Raw genomic sequence first — 16,607 nt, forward strand, 5'->3', positions numbered from 1 at the left:
GCCCGGCTGCTGATCACGGGCAGGCGAGACTGTAACGGGGCCCCGGCCCCCGGTCCGCCGGTTTTCGCGGCGCGCCGCCGGACAAGCCCGTCGCCGTAGGCAAGACGGACCGGCGGGTCACCCGAAGCGGGCGACGAAGGAGGCCAGCAGCCTGGCCGGCTCGGTCACCACGGACGGCGTGACCCGCGCGACGAGCGCCTCGAGCTCGGACGGGGGGAAGTAGCCGGCGTCGCGGTAGACGTGGATGCGGGTGACCAGGCCGGCGACGTCGAGCTCCGGGTGGAACTGGGTGGCGTAGACGTTGCTGCCGACGCGGAACATCTGAACCGGGCACCCCGCCGACCCGGCCAGCAGCACCGCGGACGGCGGCAGCACCCGGCACGCCTCCTTGTGCCCGACGAAGGCGTCGAACGCCGGCGGCATCCCCGCGAGCAGCGGGTCGTCCCGGCCATCCGGCGTGAGCTCCACCCGCACCGCCGAGATCGGCTCCCCGTACGTCCGGTCGACCACCCCGCCCTGGTGGGTGCCCAGCGTCCCGATGCCGTAGCAGGCGCCGAGGAAGGGGAAGTCGCGGGCGACGACGCGATCCAGCAGCAGTCCCAGCTCGCGCTCGACCCGTCGCTGCACGGCGGACTTCGCCTCGACCGGGTCGCTGGTGGTGAAGGGGCTGCCGCCCAGCAGGATGCCCGCGTAGGCGTCCAGGTCGACGTCCGGCAGCGGCCCGGCCTCCACCCGGATGCGACGCAGCTCCCGCTCCGCGAGCCCCGTGGCCCGCAGGAACCCGGCGTACTCGTCGTCGGCGGCGACGTCCTCGGCGCGGGTGGAGAGCAGGAGGAAGGGCCGCACGGTGCGGAGCCTAGGCCGCCGGCCCCGGCCCGCACGGGGGACATCACAGGCGGCCAGGTATCGAACCGGGTGGTCCTGGGCATGCGGACCGTCATGCACCTGCCTGCTCCCCGTGGTCAGCTCAGCGAGTCCCTCGTCCGTGACCTGGCCTCCCCGCCGCCGCTCTCGACGTCCACGCTGGACAGCGCCGCCCGCCTGGCCGAGGACACGACCGACGCCCTGACCGATGAGGACCTGCAGCTGTCGCTGGCGATCTGCTACGAGCTGCACTACCGCGGGTTCGACGACGTCGACGACGCCTGGGAGTGGGACCCGGAGCTCCTGCGGGTGCGTGGCACCCTCGAGCAGCGGCACCTGGCCGCGCTGCTGGAGCTCGTGGGACCCGTCGCCGCCACCGACGAGCCGATCGACGTGCAGCTCACCGCCGCCATCGCGGCCGACGACGGCCCCTCGCTGTCGAGGTTCCTGGCCCGGCACGGCGACCTCGAGCAGTGGCGGGAGTACCTGACCGTGCGGTCGGTCTACCACCTCAAGGAGGCCGACCCGCACACCTTCGCGATCCCCCGCCTGAGCGGCCGGACCAAGGCGGCCATGGTGGAGATCCAGGCCGACGAGTACGGCGGCGGGTCGGCGGCGCGCATGCACAGCGAGCTGTTCGGCGGCCTGATGCGCGACCTCGGGCTGGACTCCGGCTACGGCGCGCTGTGGGACGACGCCCCGGCGGTCGCCTTCGCCAACGTCAACACCATGTCGCTGTTCGGCCTGCACCGGCGGTGGCGGGGCGCGGCCCTCGGCCACCTGGCCACGGTGGAGATGACCTCGTCCGAGCCGAGCCGGCGGTACTCCTCGGGGCTGCGCCGGCTGGGGTTCACCGAGTCCACCACGGTGTTCTACGACGAGCACGTGGAGGCCGACGCCGTGCACGAGCAGATCGCCTCGGTGGACATGTGCGGGGCGTTCGTCGCCGAGAACCCCGAGCTGGCCGCCGACGTCCTGTTCGGTGCGCGGAGCTCCCTGGCGATGGACGGCCTGGCCGCACGGCACCTGCTCGGCGCCTGGGAGGCCGGCCGCAGCGCGCTGCGCGCCCAGCCCTCGCTGGCCGCCTGACGCGGGTCAGTCCCCGGCGACGTCCCGCAGCTGGGCGGCGGGCCGGGGACGGCTCGGTGCGCTGGGCGCGGAGAACCCGGCGCGCTTGTGCGTCCCGTCGCAGAAGGGCTTGATGCCCGACTTCCCGCAGCGGCACAGCGCGACGGTCCGGCGGCCGGGGTCGATCTCGGCGCCGTCCTGGTCCACCAGCCGGAAGTCCCCGCGGACGATCAGCGGGCCGTCGCGGTAGGGCGTGATGGTCGCGCCCTCCTCGGCGGCACCGGGGACGGCGTCGTCGGGCTGCTCGGGCTCTGCGGACGGCGATGGCTGCACGGGCACACACTGCCCCGCCGTCCCGGAGCGCACACCCGGTGCGACCCCGCCGGGTGAACGGGCGGCTCAGCCCTCCGCGGGTCGCCCGTAGAAGACGCGCTCGACGACCCTGCGTGCGTGCCGCGTGGTCCGGTGGTAGTCGTCCAGGAACTGGCCCGGCTCCGCGTCGGGGCCGTAGCCGCAGGCCCGCGCCACCCCTTCCAGCTCCAGCCCCGGCCGGGGCAGCTGGTCGCTCGGTCGCCCGCGCACCAGGAAGATCGCGTTGCGCGCCCGGGTGGCCAGCTCCCACGCCGCGCGCAGGGCGGCGGCGTCCTCGGCGGTGATCAGCTCGGCGTCGCCGGCTGCGGCGAGCGCCTGGACGGTCGAGCGCACCCGGAGCCCCTCGACCTCGGCGCCGTGCTGCAGCTGCAGCAGCTGGACGGTCCACTCGACGTCGGCCAGCCCGCCGCGGCCGAGCTTGGTGTGGGTAGCGGGGTCGGCCCCGCGCGGCAGCCGCTCCCGCTCCACCCGGGCCTTGATCCGCCGGATCTCGGCGACCTGCTCGGCACCAAGGCCGCCCTCGGGATAGCGGATGGGATCGATCAGCGCGACGAAGTCGGCGCCGAGCTGCTCGTCGCCGGCCACCGGTGTCGCCCGGAGCAGCGCCTGCACCTCCCACACCGACATCCAGCGGTCGTAGTACTCCCGGTACGCCGACAGGCTGCGGACCATCGCCCCCTGGCGGCCCTCCGGCCGCAGGTCGGCGTCGATCTCGAACGCCGGGTCGGGCGCGGGCTCGGCGAGCAGCCGCCGCAGCGTGTGGGCCACGGCGTTGGCCGCCGCCGTCGCCGCGGCGTCGTCGGCCCCGGCCCGCGGGCGGTGCACGAAGAGGACGTCGGCGTCGGAGCCGTAGCCCATCTCCCCGCCCCCGAGCCGGCCCATGCCGATGACCGCCATGTCCATCGGCAGGTCCGCGACGTCGGTGCCGGTGTCCAGCGCCTGCGCGCGCAGGGCGACGTCCAGGCCGGCCTGCAGCGTGGCGACGGCGACGTCGGTCAGCGCCTCGCCGACCCGCAGCACGTCCAGGCGCCCGAGCAGGTCGGCGCAGGCGATCCGCAGCAGCTCCTGGCGGCGCAGCCCGCGCAGCACCCGCATGCTCGCCTGCGGGTCACCGGCCCGGCCGGCGGCCTGCCGCCACGCCTTGGTCAGCGCCGCCACCCCGCGCGGCTCCAGCTCGTCGTCGTCGGCGAGCAGCCGCAGCGCCTCGGGCGTGCGGGTCAGCAGCCCGGCGACGTACTGGCTGGACCCCAGCAGCTGGGCGAGCCGCTCGGCCACCTGCCCCTCGTCGCGCAGCAGCCGCAGGTACCACTGGTTGCCGCCGAGCGCCTCGCTGACCTGCCGGTAGGCCAGCAGCCCCGCGTCGGGGTTCGGGCAGGACGCGAAGGTCTGCAGCAGCACCGGGAGCAGGTACTTCTGCATCGACGCCGACCGCGAGACGCCACCGGTCAGGGCCGCGAGGTGCCGCAGCGCGGCGTCCGGGTCGCCGAAGCCCAGCGCTCGGAGCCAGTCGCCGGCCGCCTTCGAGCCCAGGTGCAGGTGCTCGCCGGGCACCCGGGCGACCGCCGACAGCAGCGGCCGGTAGAAGAGCTTCTCGTGCAGCCGGCGCACCTCGCGGGTGTGCAGGGCCAGCTCGGCCTTCAGCACCTCGGTCGCGCCGCCCCGGGCGTCGGGCTTGTAGCCCATCGACCGGGCCAGCCAGCGCAGCTGCTGCTCGTCCGTGGGCAGCAGGTGGGTGCGCCGTAGCCGCAGCAGCTGGAGCCGGTGCTCGACGGTGCGCAGGAACCGGTAGGAGGCGATGAGCGTCGCGGCGTCGTCCCGGCCGATGTAGCCGCCGGACGACAGCGCCATCAGGGCCGGCAGGGTGCCGCCCACGCGGAGCGCGGGGTCGACGCGGCCGTGCACGAGCTGCAGCAGCTGGACGGCGAACTCGACGTCGCGGAGGCCGCCGCGGCCCAGCTTGAGCTCCCGCTCGGCCTGCGCGGGCGGGATGTTGTCCTCGACCCGGCGGCGCATCGCCTGCACCTCGCCGACGAAGCCGGGCCGGTCGCCGGCGCGCCACACCATCGGCCACAGGGCCTCGACGTACTCCCGGCCCAGGTCGGGGTCGCCGGCGACCGGGCGCATCTTGAGCAGCGCCTGGAACTCCCAGGTGCTGGCCCACTGCTCGTAGTAGGCGGTGTGGCCGGCGAGGGTGCGCACCAGGACGCCGGCCTTGCCCTCGGGCCGCAGCGCCGCGTCGACCTCCCACGCCGCCTCGCGGCAGATCCGCATGAGCGCGGCGGCCACCCGGGTGGCGCTGCCCAGGGCGGCGCTGTCGGAGTCCGAGGGGTCCACCGGCTCGCCGACGAAGACGACGTCGACGTCGCTGACGTAGTTGAGCTCCCGCCCGCCGGTCTTGCCGAGCGCGATGACCGCCAGCCGGCAGGCGGCGGCGTCGGCCGGCTGCTCCGCCACGGCCAGCGCGAGCCCGGCGGTGAGGACGGCGGCGGCGATGTCGGCGAGCTCGGCCGCGACGTCCTCCGCGGGCAGCGAGTCCCCGAGGTCGCGCCCGGCCAGGGAGAGGATCGCGCGGCGGTAGGCCAGCCGGAGCGCCGAGACGCGGGCGGGAGACGCGTCGGGCGCGCCCTTGCCCAGGCGGACGCCCCAGGGCGGGTCGTCCGGATCGGCGCCCACGGCGGTGAGCATCATCCGCTCTAGCGCCTGGGACGTCGGCCGAACCGTGCCGTCGTCGCCGTCGTCCAGGACGGTCCAGTCGTCGGGGTGGACGGCGAGGTGGTCGGCCAGGCCGGAGCTCGCGCCCAGCACCGCGAGCAGCCGGCTGCGCAGCGGCGCCGACCCGCGCAGCCGGGCCAGCAGCGAGGCCGCCGACCCACCGCTGTCGTCGGCCGCGTCCAGCGCCTCGACCAGGCGGTGCAGCGAGCGGACGGCGAGGTCGGGGTCCCCCGCCCGGGCCAGCGCCGCGACCACCGGCCCGGCCTCGGGATCGGCCGGCTCGTTCCGCTCGAGGTCCCACAGCCCGAGGTCCGGGTCGGACAGCAGCCGGGCCGCGCGCTCGCCGTCCTCGAAGCCGAACCGGACCAGCCGGACGACGGCGCGGCGCGGGATCTCCACCTCGGAGGTCATCGGGCCGCTCCGGCGGCGGCGCGCGCCCGCACCAGCTCGGCGAAGCGGGCCGCGAACGGGGCCCACGTCTCGGCGAGGTCGTCGTGCACGGCGTCGGACCGGGCGCACAGCGTTTCGACGTCGACCGGCGCGGCCGCCACCCCGACCGGGTCGCCGGCGGCCCAGGAGCGCACCAGCTCCGGCGTCGTCTCGATGTGGAACTGGATGCCGTAGACCGCCTCGCCCACGCGGAAGGCCTGGTGGGCGTAGTGCGGGTTGCTGGCCAGCAGCGTCGCACCGGGCGGCAGCGCGGCGATCTCGTCGTGGTGCCACTGGATCACGTCGGGCGCCAGCGGCAGCGGGCCGAAGACCGGGTCGGCGTACGCGGCGTCCCGCTTGGCCACGAGCGTGGCGCCGACCTCCGGGCCCTCGGCGCCGACCCGGACCGCTCCTCCCCCGGCCGCGGCGAGCAGCTGGGCGCCCAGGCACACCGCCAGCGTGGGCAGGTCGGCTGCGACGGCCTCCCGCAACAGCGCCCGGACGCCGACCAGCTCGGGGCTGGTGGCGTCGTCGTCCGTGGCCGACTGCGGTCCGCCCAGGACGAGCAGCCCGTCGTGCTCGACCAGCGAGTCCGGCAGGCGGTCACCGCGGCGCAGGTGCCGCTCGTCGAGGGTCAGCCCCGCATCGGCCAGCCACGCACCCAGCCGGGCGGGCGGGTCGGTCTCGCTCGGGACGACGACGAGCAGACGTGCGGGGCGGTCGGGCACGCCGTCGAGGTTAGCCGCGCGCACCCGACGACCCGGACGGTCGCTCGGCCGTTTCGCGCCGTGGGGGCGACCACGTGCGTCTACACTCGCCCCGCCGTCGGCGGAGAGGTGCACGTGGACACGACCCCGGTCCGGGAGCTACCGGTGATGGATCCACCTCAGCCGTCCGAGACCCGTGCCGACCGCCCCGCGCGCCGTCGCTGGGTCCTGGGAGCCGCGGCCCTGCTCGTCGCCGTGCACCTAGGGCTGCGCGCGTGGCTGGTGGCGGGCCGCGACTTCTACGCCGACGACTTCCGCCTGCTGCAGCTCGCGGAGCAGCTCCCGCTGTTCTCGTCGTCGTACCTGCTGTACGACTTCGACGGGCACCTCATGCCCGGCGCGTTCCTCGTGGCCGACCTGGTCGAGCGGGCCGGGCCGCTGGACTGGCAGGCCGCCGCCGTCTCGCTGATGGTGCTGCAGGCGCTGGCGGCGCTGGCCCTGTGGCGGTTGATGCGCGTGCTCCTCGGCGACCGGCCCGTGATGCTCGTGCCGCTCGCCTTCGGCCTGTTCACCCCGGTGATCATGGGGTCCCTCACCTGGTGGGCCGCCGCGCTGAACTCGATCCCGCTGCAGATCGCGCTGGCGTGGTTCCTGGCCGACGCCGTGCGGCTGGCGGAGACCGGCCGCCTCCGCCATGCGGTCAGCGGCACGGCGGCGCTGGCCTTCGGGCTCGCGTTCTACATCAAGGCGGTGCTGCTGCCGCCGATCGCGTTCGTCGTGGTGACCGTCGTCCTCATCCGGGAGGGCACGCGCTGGCCGCTGGTCGCGGCAGTGCGCCGGGCATGGACGCTGTGGCTCGGCACGGTCGTCTTGCTCGCGGTCTGGGCCCTCACCTACTTCTCCACCCGGGAGGAGGCCCCGGTGGACGACGGCAGCACGAGCGACGTGCTCGTCACCGTTACCACCGGCTTCAAGGCGCTGGCGCCCGCTGTCCTCGGAGCGCCGTACCGATGGGCGATCCTCGGCGGCGGTGCGCCGCTGGCGGACCTCCCGACCTGGCTCATCGCCGCCGGCGCGGTGCTGCTGGCTGTGGCGTGCGCGTGGACCTCGCTGCGGCTGCGCGGTGCGCCCACCGTCTGGCTGCTGGTCGTCGTGGCCACCGCAGCCGGCCTGCTCCTGGCCGCGCTCGGGCGCTCGGGGGCCGGGTGGGGCAGCATCCTGCCCCTGGCCTACCGGTACTTCCCGGCCGAGTCCGTGCTGCTGCCCACCGCCGGCGCACTCCTGATCTCGCTCCCCGTCCGGTCCTGGTGGACCTCCCGCTCCCGCCGCTCGCCCGGGCGGCCGAGCCGCTGGTGGCTCGTCCCGGTCGCCGTCCTGACCGTGGGCTACGTGCTGAGCGGGGTGTCGTCGACCGTCGACCACCGCCGGGCGTGGGAGGCCGATCCCACCGCGGGATACCTGGAGAACGTGCAGGACTCCCTGGCCGAGGCCGGCACGACCCCGCTGCTGGACCAGTCGGTGCCGCCGTACGTGCTGTGGCCCTCCGACACCGGGGCGCACCGGGTGTCGCAGCTGTTCGGGACCGTGACCGACCGGCCGGCCTTCTCGTCGTGGACGCCGGACCTGCGCATGCTGGACGAGGACGGCGAGCTGCAGCCGGCTCAGGTGGTCCCCGGGGTGTCGCTCGCCGGAGGCCCGGCGCCCGGGTGCGGGTGGTCGATCGGTGCGAAAACCGCCGTGACCCTGACCGCGCCGATGCCCCCGGGCGAGTGGACGCTCGCCCTGGACTACGCCACCGACCGCGCCGGCACCGTCACGGCCGCCCTCGGCTCGGGGAACGCCGTCCGTGCCGAGGTCGCGCCGGGTCAGGACACCGTCTTCCTGCGGCTGTCGGGCGAGGGTGCGGTGCTGCAGCTGACCTCGGAGACGGCCGGGGCCGCCCTGTGCGTCCGGTCCGGCGTGCTGGGTGAGGCGGTGCCGAGGTGACCGGCGCCTCGACCACCTCGCTGCGGACCGGGCATCCCCCGGTGGCCGACCCCGAGCCCTCGCCGCGCGACACCTCCCGGGAGGGCGCGCGGTGGGTGCTGCCCCTCGCGGCACTGCTGGTCGTCGCCCAGCTGGGCGTGCGCGGCTGGCTGGTCTGGGGACGGCAGTTCTACGCCGACGACCTACGCCTGCTGCAGCTGGCCGACCGGTTCCCGCTGCTCTCGCCGTCCTACCTCCTGTACGACTTCGACGGTCACCTCATGCCCGGGAGCCTCGTCGTGGCCGGGCTCGTCCAGCGGGCAGCGCCGCTGGAGTGGTGGCCGGCCGCGATGTCGGTGCTCCTCCTGCAGGCGCTGGCGTCCCTGGCGCTGGTGTGGATGCTGCGCGTGGTGCTCGGCGACCGCCCCGCCGTCCTCCTGCCCCTCGTCTTCGGGCTGTTCACCCCGCTGACGCTCGGGTCGACCACCTGGTGGGCCGCGGCGCTGAACTCGATCCCGCTGCAGATCGGCCTGGCCTGGTACGTGGCCGCGGCCGTGCGGCTCGCGCAGACCGGCCACCGGCGCTACGCGATCAGCGGGACGGCGGCCCTCGCGTTCGGGCTCGCCTTCTACCTCAAGGCCGTGCTGCTGCCGCCGATCGCCGTCGTCGCGGTGGCCGTCGTCCTGCTCCGGGACGGCGTCCCCTCCCCCGTCGTCGCAGCGCTGCGGCGCAACCGGACCCTGTGGATCGGCACGGTCGTCGTCCTCGGCATCTGGGCGGTCACCTACTTCTCCACCCGCCGGTCCGACCCGGTGGACGACGGCGACGTGGGCGACGTGCTGCTCACCATCACCACGGGGTTCAAGGCGATCGCGCCGTCGGTGCTCGGCGGACCCTTCCGGTGGGCGCTGCCCGACGGAGGCGCTCCCCTGGCGGCCCTGCCGCAGCAAGCGGTGATCGGCGGTGGGCTCCTCCTGCTCCTCGCCTGCCTGTGGACGTCCGTCCGGCTGCGGGGGGCGGCGGCGGTCTGGGCACTGGTGGTCACGACCGCCGGTCTGGGGCTGCTCGTGGCCGCGCTCGGCCGGTCCGGCGCCGGATGGGGGGACACCATCCCGCTGGCCTACCGGTACTACGCCGTCGAGTCGGTCGTCCTGCCCCTGGCCGGCGCACTGCTCCTCTCCCTGCCCGCGCGGCGCGGCACCCGTGGCGACGCCGCTGCACCGGCAGCCCGCCGCCGGCGGTGGCTCGTCCCGGTCGTGGCAGTGCTGAGCGTCGGCTTCGTCATCAGCTCGGTGCTGTCCACGATCAGCCACCGGCACGCGTGGGAGAGCGATCCGGCCGCCGAGTACTTCGACAACGCCCCGGCCTCGCTCGCTGCCGCGGGTGCGGTACCGCTGCTGGACCAGGCGGTGCCGTCGGACGTCTTCTGGCCGATGGCCTACCCGGCTAACCTGATCTCGCGGGTGTTCGCGTCGCTGCCCGACCGGCCGCCGATCGAGGCGTGGACCACCGACCTGCGGATGCTCGACGACGCCGGGAACCTCCGGCCGGCCCAGCTCGACTTCCCGACGCCGCTGGCGCCCGGTCCGCTCCCGGGCTGCGGCTGGTCGATCGGCGATCGGACGGCCGTGGAGCTGGCCGCCCCGCTGTCCTCGCGGGAGTGGACCGTGCGGCTGGACTACGTCGCCGACGGCGACGGCGTCGTCGAGGTGGCTCTCGACGACGGTGCCGCCGTGCGCGCCCCGGTGGTCGCGGGCGCGCACACGCTCTACCTCCGCGTGACCGGTGGGGGGTCCGCGCTCAGCGTGAGCGCACCCGGCCTCTGCGTCGGCGACGGCGTCGTGGGGATCCCCGGTCCGCGCTGAGGCCCCCTCACAGGCCCGGCAGGTAACGCTGCAGCTCGAAGGGCGTCACGTTGCGGCGGTAGGAGTTGAACTCCTCCCACTTGTTGCGGAGGAAGAACTCGAAGACGTGCTCGCCGAGCGTCTCGGCCACCAGCTCGCTGCCTTGCATCGCCGTCAGCGCCTCGCCGAGGGAGACCGGCAGGTCCTCGTAGCCGGCCGCGCGGCGCTCGGTGTCGGTGAGCGACCAGACGTCGTCCTCGGCCTCCGGCGGCAGCTCGTAGCCCTTCTCGATCCCCCGCAGGCCGGCGGCCAGCAGCACCGCGTAAGTGAGGTAGGGGTTGCAGGCGGAGTCCGGCGAGCGCACCTCGACGCGGGCCGACTGCGCCTTGCTGGGCTTGTAGGAGGGCAGCCGCACCAGGGCCGACCGGTTGGCCCGGCCCCAGGTGGCCGCCGTCGGCGCCTCGGTGCCGGCCAGCAGCCGGCGGTAGGAGTTCACCGTCTGGTTGGTGACCGCCGTGTACTCGCGGGCGTGGGTGAGCAGCCCGGCGATGAACTGCTTGCCGGTGGTGGACAGCCGCATCGGGTCCGCGCCGTCGTGGAAGGCGTTGCGGTCGCCCTCGAACAGCGACAGGTGCGTGTGCATCGCGGAGCCGGCCAGCTCGGTGAAGGGCTTGGGCATGAACGTGGCGTGCACGCCCTGGGCCAGCGCCACCTCCCGGACGACGTGCCGCAGCGTCATGATGTTGTCGGCCATCGACAGGGCGTCGGCGTAGCGCAGGTCGATCTCCTGCTGGCCGGGCGCGACCTCGTGGTGGCTGAACTCCACCGAGATGCCCATCGCCTCGAGCGCGAAGACCGCCTCCCGGCGGAAGTCGTGCGCCACGTTGTGCGTGGACAGGTCGAAGTAGCCGCCGGTGTCGGCGGGCTGCGGCGCGCTGCCGTCGGTCGGCAGGTCCTCGAGCAGGAAGAACTCGATCTCGGGGTGGGTGTAGAAGGTGAACCCCATGTCGGCGGCCTTGGCCAGGGTGCGCCGCAGCACGTGCCGGGGGTCGGCCCACGACGGCGACCCGTCGGGCAGCGTGATGTCGCAGAACATCCGCGCGGTGTCGCTGGCGCGCCCGTCCCGGCCGGGCATCACCTGGAAGGTGCCGGGGTCGGGCTTGGCGAGCATGTCGGACTCGTAGACGCGGGCGAACCCCTCGATGGCCGAGCCGTCGAAGCCGATGCCCTCGGCGAAGGCGGCCTCGATTTCGGCCGGTGCGACCGCCACGGCCTTGAGGTAGCCCGAGACGTCGGTGAACCACAGCCGGACGAACCGGATGTCGCGCTCTTCCAGGGTGCGCAGGACGAACTCCTGCTGTCGGTCCATGCTGGCCATGATCGCGTCCGCTCGTTTCCGTGAGGTGACAGCCCTGCTGTTCGGTCCTTACCCTGCCCCGTCCGGGTGGGCTCGTCACGGAACCGGGCAGCTTCTCTCCCTGCCGGTCGGCGATCAGCTGCCCCGCGCCCGGGAGGCGGCGACCGCGAGGGCCGCCTCGAGCACCAGGAACGCACCGGTCGGCCACGGCCGCAGCCGCCGCTCGAGCACCGCGCCGCCGAGCCGGGCGAGCGCCATGCCGGCGCTCGCGTCCCGGACCACGGACAGGACGCCCTCGCGGCGGGGCGGCGCCGCGGTCGAGGCGCGCACCACCGCGGCGGACAGCGCCAGCGGGATCCCCGCGTAGACGGCCCGGACCTCGGTTCGCGCCTCCGGGGTCCCTGCGGAACCCCCGAACAGGGCCGGGACGATGCTCGGACGCACCGCCGCCCCGACGCCGATGGCGGCGTACGCACCCGCGAGCAGCAGTTCCGGTCCGCTGAGGTCGCTCATGACCGGACCGTAGCGCCGCCGTCACGCTCGGGACACCGCCCCGGGTGCCCGCCTGGCCGCAGCCGCCGGCCCGAGACCAGACTGTGCGGCGTGAGCGATCAAGGACCTGTGCAGCTGCGGGTGGCGATGGCCCAGGTGGACACCCGGGTCGGTGACCTCGAGGGCAACAGCGGGCTCGTCGTGCAGTGGACCGCGCGGGCGGCGCAGGAGGACGCGCACCTCGTCGTCTTCCCCGAGATGACCCTGACCGGCTACCCGCCCGAGGACCTCGTGCTGCGGGAGTCCTTCGCCCGCGCCAGCGAGCGCTCGCTGGTCGAGCTCGCGGCCACCCTCGCCGACCAGGGGCTGGGCGGCACCGCCGTCGTCGTCGGGTACCTGGCGCACACCGAGGGCGCCGGTCCCGCGCCGGTGGACTCGACGCCCACCGACGACGACCGCCCGGGCGACGCCAACCCCCGCCGGGGCGCACCCCGCAACGCCGCGGCGCTGCTGTTCGGCGGCGAGGTCGTCGTCCGCTACTACAAGCGGCACCTGCCCAACTACGGCGTCTTCGACGAGGCCCGCTACTTCGTGCCCGGCACCGAGCTGCCCGTGGTGCGGCTGCACGGCGTCGACGTCGCGCTGACGATCTGCGAGGACCTGTGGGTGGAGGGCGGCCCGTGCGGGGTCGCCGGGCAGGCCGGGGTCGACCTCGTCGTCTCCCCCAACGCCTCCCCCTACGAGCGGGCCAAGGACGACCTGCGGCTGCCGCTGGTCCGCCGCCGGGCGGCCGAGGCGGGCGCGACGATCCTGTACTGCAACCAAGTGGGCGGGCAGGACGAGCTGGTCTTCGACGGCGACTCGATGGCCGTCGCCGCCGACGGGACGCTGCTGGCCCGCTCCCCCCAGTTCGTCGAGCACCTGGCCACCGTGGATCTGGACCTCGACCCCTCCTCGGTGCCCGAGCGGCGCGAGGGCCGGATCGGGCCGATGACGGTCACCCGGCACGTCGTGTCCGAGGAGCCGGTGCCGGCGTTCGACCGCCGTCCCTCGACCGTCGCCGAGCCGCTGAGCGACTGCGAGGAGGTCTGGCGGGCACTCGTCCTGGGCCTCCGGGACTTCATCGACAAGAACGGCATGCCCTCGGTCGTCCTCGGCATGTCGGGGGGCATCGACTCCGCGCTGGTGGCGGCCCTCGCGGTCGACGCGCTGGGTGCCGACCGGGTGCACGGGGTGGGCCTGCCGTCGAAGTGGTCCAGCGAGCACTCCCTGGCCGACGCCGAGGACTCCGCCCGCCGGCTGGGCCTGCACTACTCCGTCGTCCCCATCGCACCGATGGTCGACGCGTTCGAGGCCGCGGTGGAGCTCTCCGGGGTGGCGGCGGAGAACCTGCAGGCCCGGGTCCGCGGCACGCTGCTCATGGCCCTGTCCAACCAGCACGGGCACCTGCTGCTGGCGACGTCGAACAAGAGCGAGGTGGCCGTCGGCTACTCGACCCTCTACGGCGACGCCGCCGGCGGGTTCGCCCCGATCAAGGACGTGCCCAAGACGCTGGTGTGGGACCTCGCGCGCTGGCGCAACGCCCATGCCCGCGACCGCGGCGAGACCGAGCCGATCCCGCAGAACTCGATCGACAAGCCGCCGTCGGCCGAGCTCGCACCCGGCCAGCAGGACAGCGACTCGCTGCCCTCCTACGAGGTCCTGGACGCGGTCATCGCCGACTACGTCGACCGCGACCTCGGCATGGCCGAGCTGCTCGAGCGCGGCCACGACCCGGAGATCGTCGCCCGGGTGCTGCGCCTGGTCGACACCGCGGAGTTCAAGCGCCGGCAGTCCGCACCCGGCACCAAGATCAGCCTCAAGGCATTCGGCCGCGACCGCCGGCTGCCCGTGACCAACCGGTGGCGGGAGACCCTGCCCACCGTGCGCGAAGGAGCTTCGGAATGAGCGAGTCGGTCCTGTACGGCGGGACATCGAGCGCGCGGGTGCGCATCCACCACCTGCAGCAGGCCAAGGAGCGCGGCGAGAAGTGGGCGATGCTCACCGCCTACGACACCTACAGCGCGGCCATCTTCGAGGAGGCCGGCATCCCGGTGATGCTGGTCGGCGACTCCTCGGGCAACGTCGTCCTGGGGCACAGCAGCACCGTGCCGGTGACCGTCGAGGACCTGCTGCTCATGACCAAGGCCGTCACCCGCTCGACCAAGCGGGCGCTGATCGTGGCCGACCTGCCCTTCGGCTCCTACGAGTCAGGCCCCCAGCAGGCCTTCGAGACCGCCGTCCGCATGATGAAGGAGGGCGGCGCGCAGGCGGTCAAGCTCGAGGGCGGCGTCCGCGTGGCCCCGCAGATCCGGCTGCTGCACGACGCCGGCATCCCGGTGATGGCGCACATCGGCTTCACGCCGCAGAGCGAGCACGCCCTCGGTGGGTTCCGCGTGCAGGGCCGCGGCGCCGGTGCCGAGCAGCTGCTCGCCGACGCCCGCGCGGTGCAGGAGGCCGGCGCCTTCGCCGTCGTCCTGGAGATGGTGCCGGCGGCGATCGCCGGCGAGGTGACCAAGGAGCTGGCCATCCCGACGATCGGCATCGGCGCCGGAGTCGACTGCGACGCCCAGGTGCTCGTGTGGCCGGACATGGCCGGGCTCAACTCCGGCCGGGTTCCGAAGTTCGTGAAGAAGTACGCCGACCTGCGGGGCGAGCTGCTGCGGGCGGCCCAGGAGTTCGCCGACGAGGTCCGTGGCGGCGTCTTCCCCGGCCCCGAGCACTCCTTCGAGTAAACCGGTGAGCAGCACACAGGACCGCACCGTTACCGTGGAGCGGTTGATCCGGGCGCCGGCCGGGGACGTCTTCGCCGTGCTGGCCTCCCCCGCTCGACACAGCGCCCTCGACGGCGGTGGGACGGTGGACGGTGCGCCCTCCGGCCCGGACCCCCTTCATCTCGGCGCCCGTTTCACCATGGCGATGCGGCAGGGTCCGTTCCGCTACCGGAGCGTCAACGAGGTCACGGTCTTCCATCCCGATCGGGAGATCGCGTGGCGGACCACCGGGGAATGGCGCGGGCACACCGTCGTCGGTGGTCAGTGGTGGCGCTACGAGCTCGTCCCGCGCGACGGGGGAACGCTCGTGCGCCACTCCTACGAATGGGGCCGCGCCCGGTTCCCCGTGCTGACGATCCGGTTGCCCGGGTATCCGGCGCGCATGGCGCTCACGATGCCGGAGTCGTTGCGCCGGCTGGACGAGGCCGTCCTCGACGCCGGCTGAGCAGCAGCCCGTAGCCCAGCGCGTTGAGCCCGAACGCGGTCGCGTAGACACCCAACTGCGTGTCGGGAGCGTGCTCGTCCAGGCCGAGCGGCCCGAACAGGTAGTGCCCGAGGAAGCCGCCGTCGTATCCGGCGTCCCCGCGCAGTGCCAGCTCCAGGTCGGTCAGCGGGCAGTCCGCGCCGGCCAGGTTCACCGCGAGGATCGCGAGGGCCACCGGGGCGTGCAGGAGGACCAGCCGGGGCCACCGGACGGCGAGCAGCGCACCGGTGAGCATGAACAGCACGGCGAGCCCGTGCACCACGGCCACCCCGGAGGCGAGCACCACCGCCCGAGTGTGCCCCGGCGGCGCCGTGCTGCACCAGCGCCGCCGGTGCATCCGCTCGAGTTGCGGGTTCTTCGCGAACGTTGCGGGTTCGATCCCGCCCGCGCCGTCCGGAAACCGCCAGCAGCGTGGGTCAGGCCCATCGGCGGCGTCCCCTCTCCAGGGCCCGGTGCACCCGCGGCCCCAGGACCCCTGGGGTCAGATCGGACCAGATCCACCGGACCACGCCCCAGTCCTCGTCCCTGATGACGTCCTCGCGGCGCTTCTCCTCCCACACCACGTCACCCGGGTCCTGGCCCGGCAGGAGCAACCGGCCGTACTTGATCCGCCCGTCGAACTCGCCGACCACCTGCTCCGCCTCCCAGGCGAAGTCCGTCCTGCCGACGAACGTCCCGCCCGACGTCCGCAGGTCGAGTTGGAGCGTCGACGGGGCGAGGCCGACGTGGTGGAGCAGCACCCGGCTGCGACTCTCACCGACGCTCACGCTCCTGCCGTCCGCGAAGTGCACGGCACGGGCGGCCGCACGCGCTCCCGGCATCCGACCCAGTGCCATCACGCCCTCGGCGAGGTGATCCGGGGCGAGCCGACGGCGGTGCAGCACGGAGTCGAGGGCGACGACCGCGGGCTCGAACGGCAGTGTCCGCGCCAGGTCGAGCGTGGTGCGGAGCAGGCTGGTGACGGCCACGCCCTCCACGGTGACGACGTCGTCCGCCCCGAGCCGCGCGACGTGCACGTGGAGATGCCGACCCACCTCGCCGTAGGCAGGAGGGGTCCGGGTGATGTGGACGCGGCCGAGCGGGATGCCCCACAGCGGCAGACCGTGGAGGACCGCCGCCGACGCGTGGCTCACCACCCCCGGCCGGCGCAGCGCTGCGAGGGTGGCGGTGACCATCCGGCGGTGCCGCCGGGCAGGATCACGGAGCGCGTCCGCCGGAGCGTAGGCCCCCGGGCGGACCCTCGTCAGCTCTCCGCGCCGCTGCCGGCGGGTGAGCTCTTCGTCGGACCACCCCTCCTGCAGGGCGGTGCGGCGGAGGACCAGGTCAGGCGGTTCCCAGGGGTGCATCCGTCGACGGTGGCCCACCCACTGGCTCTGGCGGGACCCCGTCCGGCGACCGGTGGACGACGAGCGGAGGTGTGGACGGCGCGCACATTCCGGGCGACTTCCGCACGCTGCGGGCGGGATCACGCCCGCAGAGTCGGCAACTCGCCCGCGGGGA

General features: G+C 74.5%; 14 protein-coding genes. 6 read left to right on the forward strand and 8 right to left on the reverse strand.

Features of this window, described 5'->3' with window-relative positions; all coding sequences use genetic code 11:
- Positions 1-117: 117 nt before the first annotated feature.
- A complete protein-coding gene (locus DQ239_RS06740; protein ID WP_113833630.1) occupies positions 118-846 on the reverse strand; it encodes a glutamine amidotransferase in 729 nt (242 codons plus the stop codon).
- 81 nt (positions 847-927) lie between these two features.
- Between DQ239_RS06740 and DQ239_RS06745 the strand changes: the two genes are divergently transcribed.
- Complete coding sequence (locus DQ239_RS06745; RefSeq protein ID WP_233488837.1) at positions 928-1,953, forward strand: iron-containing redox enzyme family protein; 1,026 nt, start codon at positions 928-930, stop codon at positions 1,951-1,953.
- 6 nt (positions 1,954-1,959) lie between these two features.
- On the opposite strand, the gene DQ239_RS06750 is transcribed toward DQ239_RS06745, so the two are convergent.
- The 3 genes from DQ239_RS06750 to DQ239_RS06760 all read right to left on the reverse strand — a co-directional run bounded on the left by DQ239_RS06750 (position 1,960) and on the right by DQ239_RS06760 (position 6,173).
- Positions 1,960-2,265 (reverse strand): CDGSH iron-sulfur domain-containing protein, encoded by a 306-nt coding sequence (locus tag DQ239_RS06750; protein ID WP_199582722.1) that lies wholly within the window; start codon positions 2,263-2,265, stop codon positions 1,960-1,962.
- 66 nt (positions 2,266-2,331) lie between these two features.
- Positions 2,332-5,427, reverse strand: coding sequence for a bifunctional [glutamine synthetase] adenylyltransferase/[glutamine synthetase]-adenylyl-L-tyrosine phosphorylase (locus DQ239_RS06755; protein WP_199582723.1), 3,096 nt, complete (start codon positions 5,425-5,427; stop codon positions 2,332-2,334).
- The gene (locus tag DQ239_RS06760) at positions 5,424-6,173 is read right to left on the reverse strand and encodes a type 1 glutamine amidotransferase (RefSeq protein ID WP_113833762.1); all 750 of its coding nucleotides are present in this window, start codon (positions 6,171-6,173) and stop codon (positions 5,424-5,426) included. Before DQ239_RS06760 ends, DQ239_RS06755 begins: the two co-directional genes overlap by 4 nt.
- A 147-nt stretch (positions 6,174-6,320) precedes the next feature.
- Here DQ239_RS06760 and DQ239_RS20290 point away from each other — a divergent pair, with 147 nt between their 5' ends.
- Positions 6,321-8,138, forward strand: coding sequence for a hypothetical protein (locus DQ239_RS20290; protein ID WP_158544793.1), 1,818 nt, complete (start codon positions 6,321-6,323; stop codon positions 8,136-8,138).
- Entirely contained in the window at positions 8,135-9,982 is a 1,848-nt protein-coding gene (locus DQ239_RS06770) for a hypothetical protein (protein WP_113833631.1), read from the forward strand. Before DQ239_RS20290 ends, DQ239_RS06770 begins: the two co-directional genes overlap by 4 nt.
- Before the next feature lie 7 nt (positions 9,983-9,989).
- On the opposite strand, the gene DQ239_RS06775 is transcribed toward DQ239_RS06770, so the two are convergent.
- A complete protein-coding gene (locus tag DQ239_RS06775; protein WP_113833763.1) occupies positions 9,990-11,330 on the reverse strand; it encodes a glutamine synthetase family protein in 1,341 nt (446 codons plus the stop codon).
- Between the two features lie 123 nt (positions 11,331-11,453).
- On the reverse strand, positions 11,454-11,831 hold the full coding sequence (locus tag DQ239_RS06780) for a DUF4345 family protein (RefSeq protein ID WP_113833632.1): 378 nt from the start codon (positions 11,829-11,831) through the stop codon (positions 11,454-11,456).
- Between the two features lie 90 nt (positions 11,832-11,921).
- Between DQ239_RS06780 and DQ239_RS06785 the strand changes: the two genes are divergently transcribed.
- Genes DQ239_RS06785 through DQ239_RS06795 form a run of 3 tightly spaced genes read left to right on the forward strand, consistent with a single transcriptional unit; the run spans position 11,922 to position 15,068 of the window.
- Positions 11,922-13,757, forward strand: a complete 1,836-nt coding sequence (locus tag DQ239_RS06785; RefSeq protein WP_233488840.1) for an NAD+ synthase — start codon at positions 11,922-11,924, stop codon at positions 13,755-13,757.
- Positions 13,754-14,584, forward strand: coding sequence for a 3-methyl-2-oxobutanoate hydroxymethyltransferase (gene panB / locus DQ239_RS06790; protein WP_113833633.1), 831 nt, complete (start codon positions 13,754-13,756; stop codon positions 14,582-14,584). Before DQ239_RS06785 ends, panB begins: the two co-directional genes overlap by 4 nt.
- Positions 14,585-14,588: 4 nt before the next feature.
- Entirely contained in the window at positions 14,589-15,068 is a 480-nt protein-coding gene (locus DQ239_RS06795) for an SRPBCC family protein (RefSeq protein ID WP_113833634.1), read from the forward strand.
- On the opposite strand, the gene DQ239_RS06800 is transcribed toward DQ239_RS06795, so the two are convergent.
- Both DQ239_RS06800 and DQ239_RS06805 read right to left on the reverse strand, forming a co-directional pair.
- A complete protein-coding gene (locus DQ239_RS06800) occupies positions 15,013-15,393 on the reverse strand; it encodes a DUF2784 domain-containing protein (RefSeq protein ID WP_113833635.1) in 381 nt (126 codons plus the stop codon). The genes DQ239_RS06795 and DQ239_RS06800 overlap by 56 nt on opposite strands.
- Before the next feature lie 130 nt (positions 15,394-15,523).
- Positions 15,524-16,453: a type IV toxin-antitoxin system AbiEi family antitoxin domain-containing protein gene (locus DQ239_RS06805; RefSeq protein WP_113833636.1), complete on the reverse strand. Its 930-nt coding sequence runs from the start codon at positions 16,451-16,453 to the stop codon at positions 15,524-15,526.
- Between the last annotated feature and the right edge of the window lie 154 nt (positions 16,454-16,607).

The organism is Blastococcus sp. TF02-09, from assembly GCF_003319105.1.
Classification (GTDB): Bacteria; Actinomycetota; Actinomycetes; order Mycobacteriales; family Geodermatophilaceae; genus Blastococcus.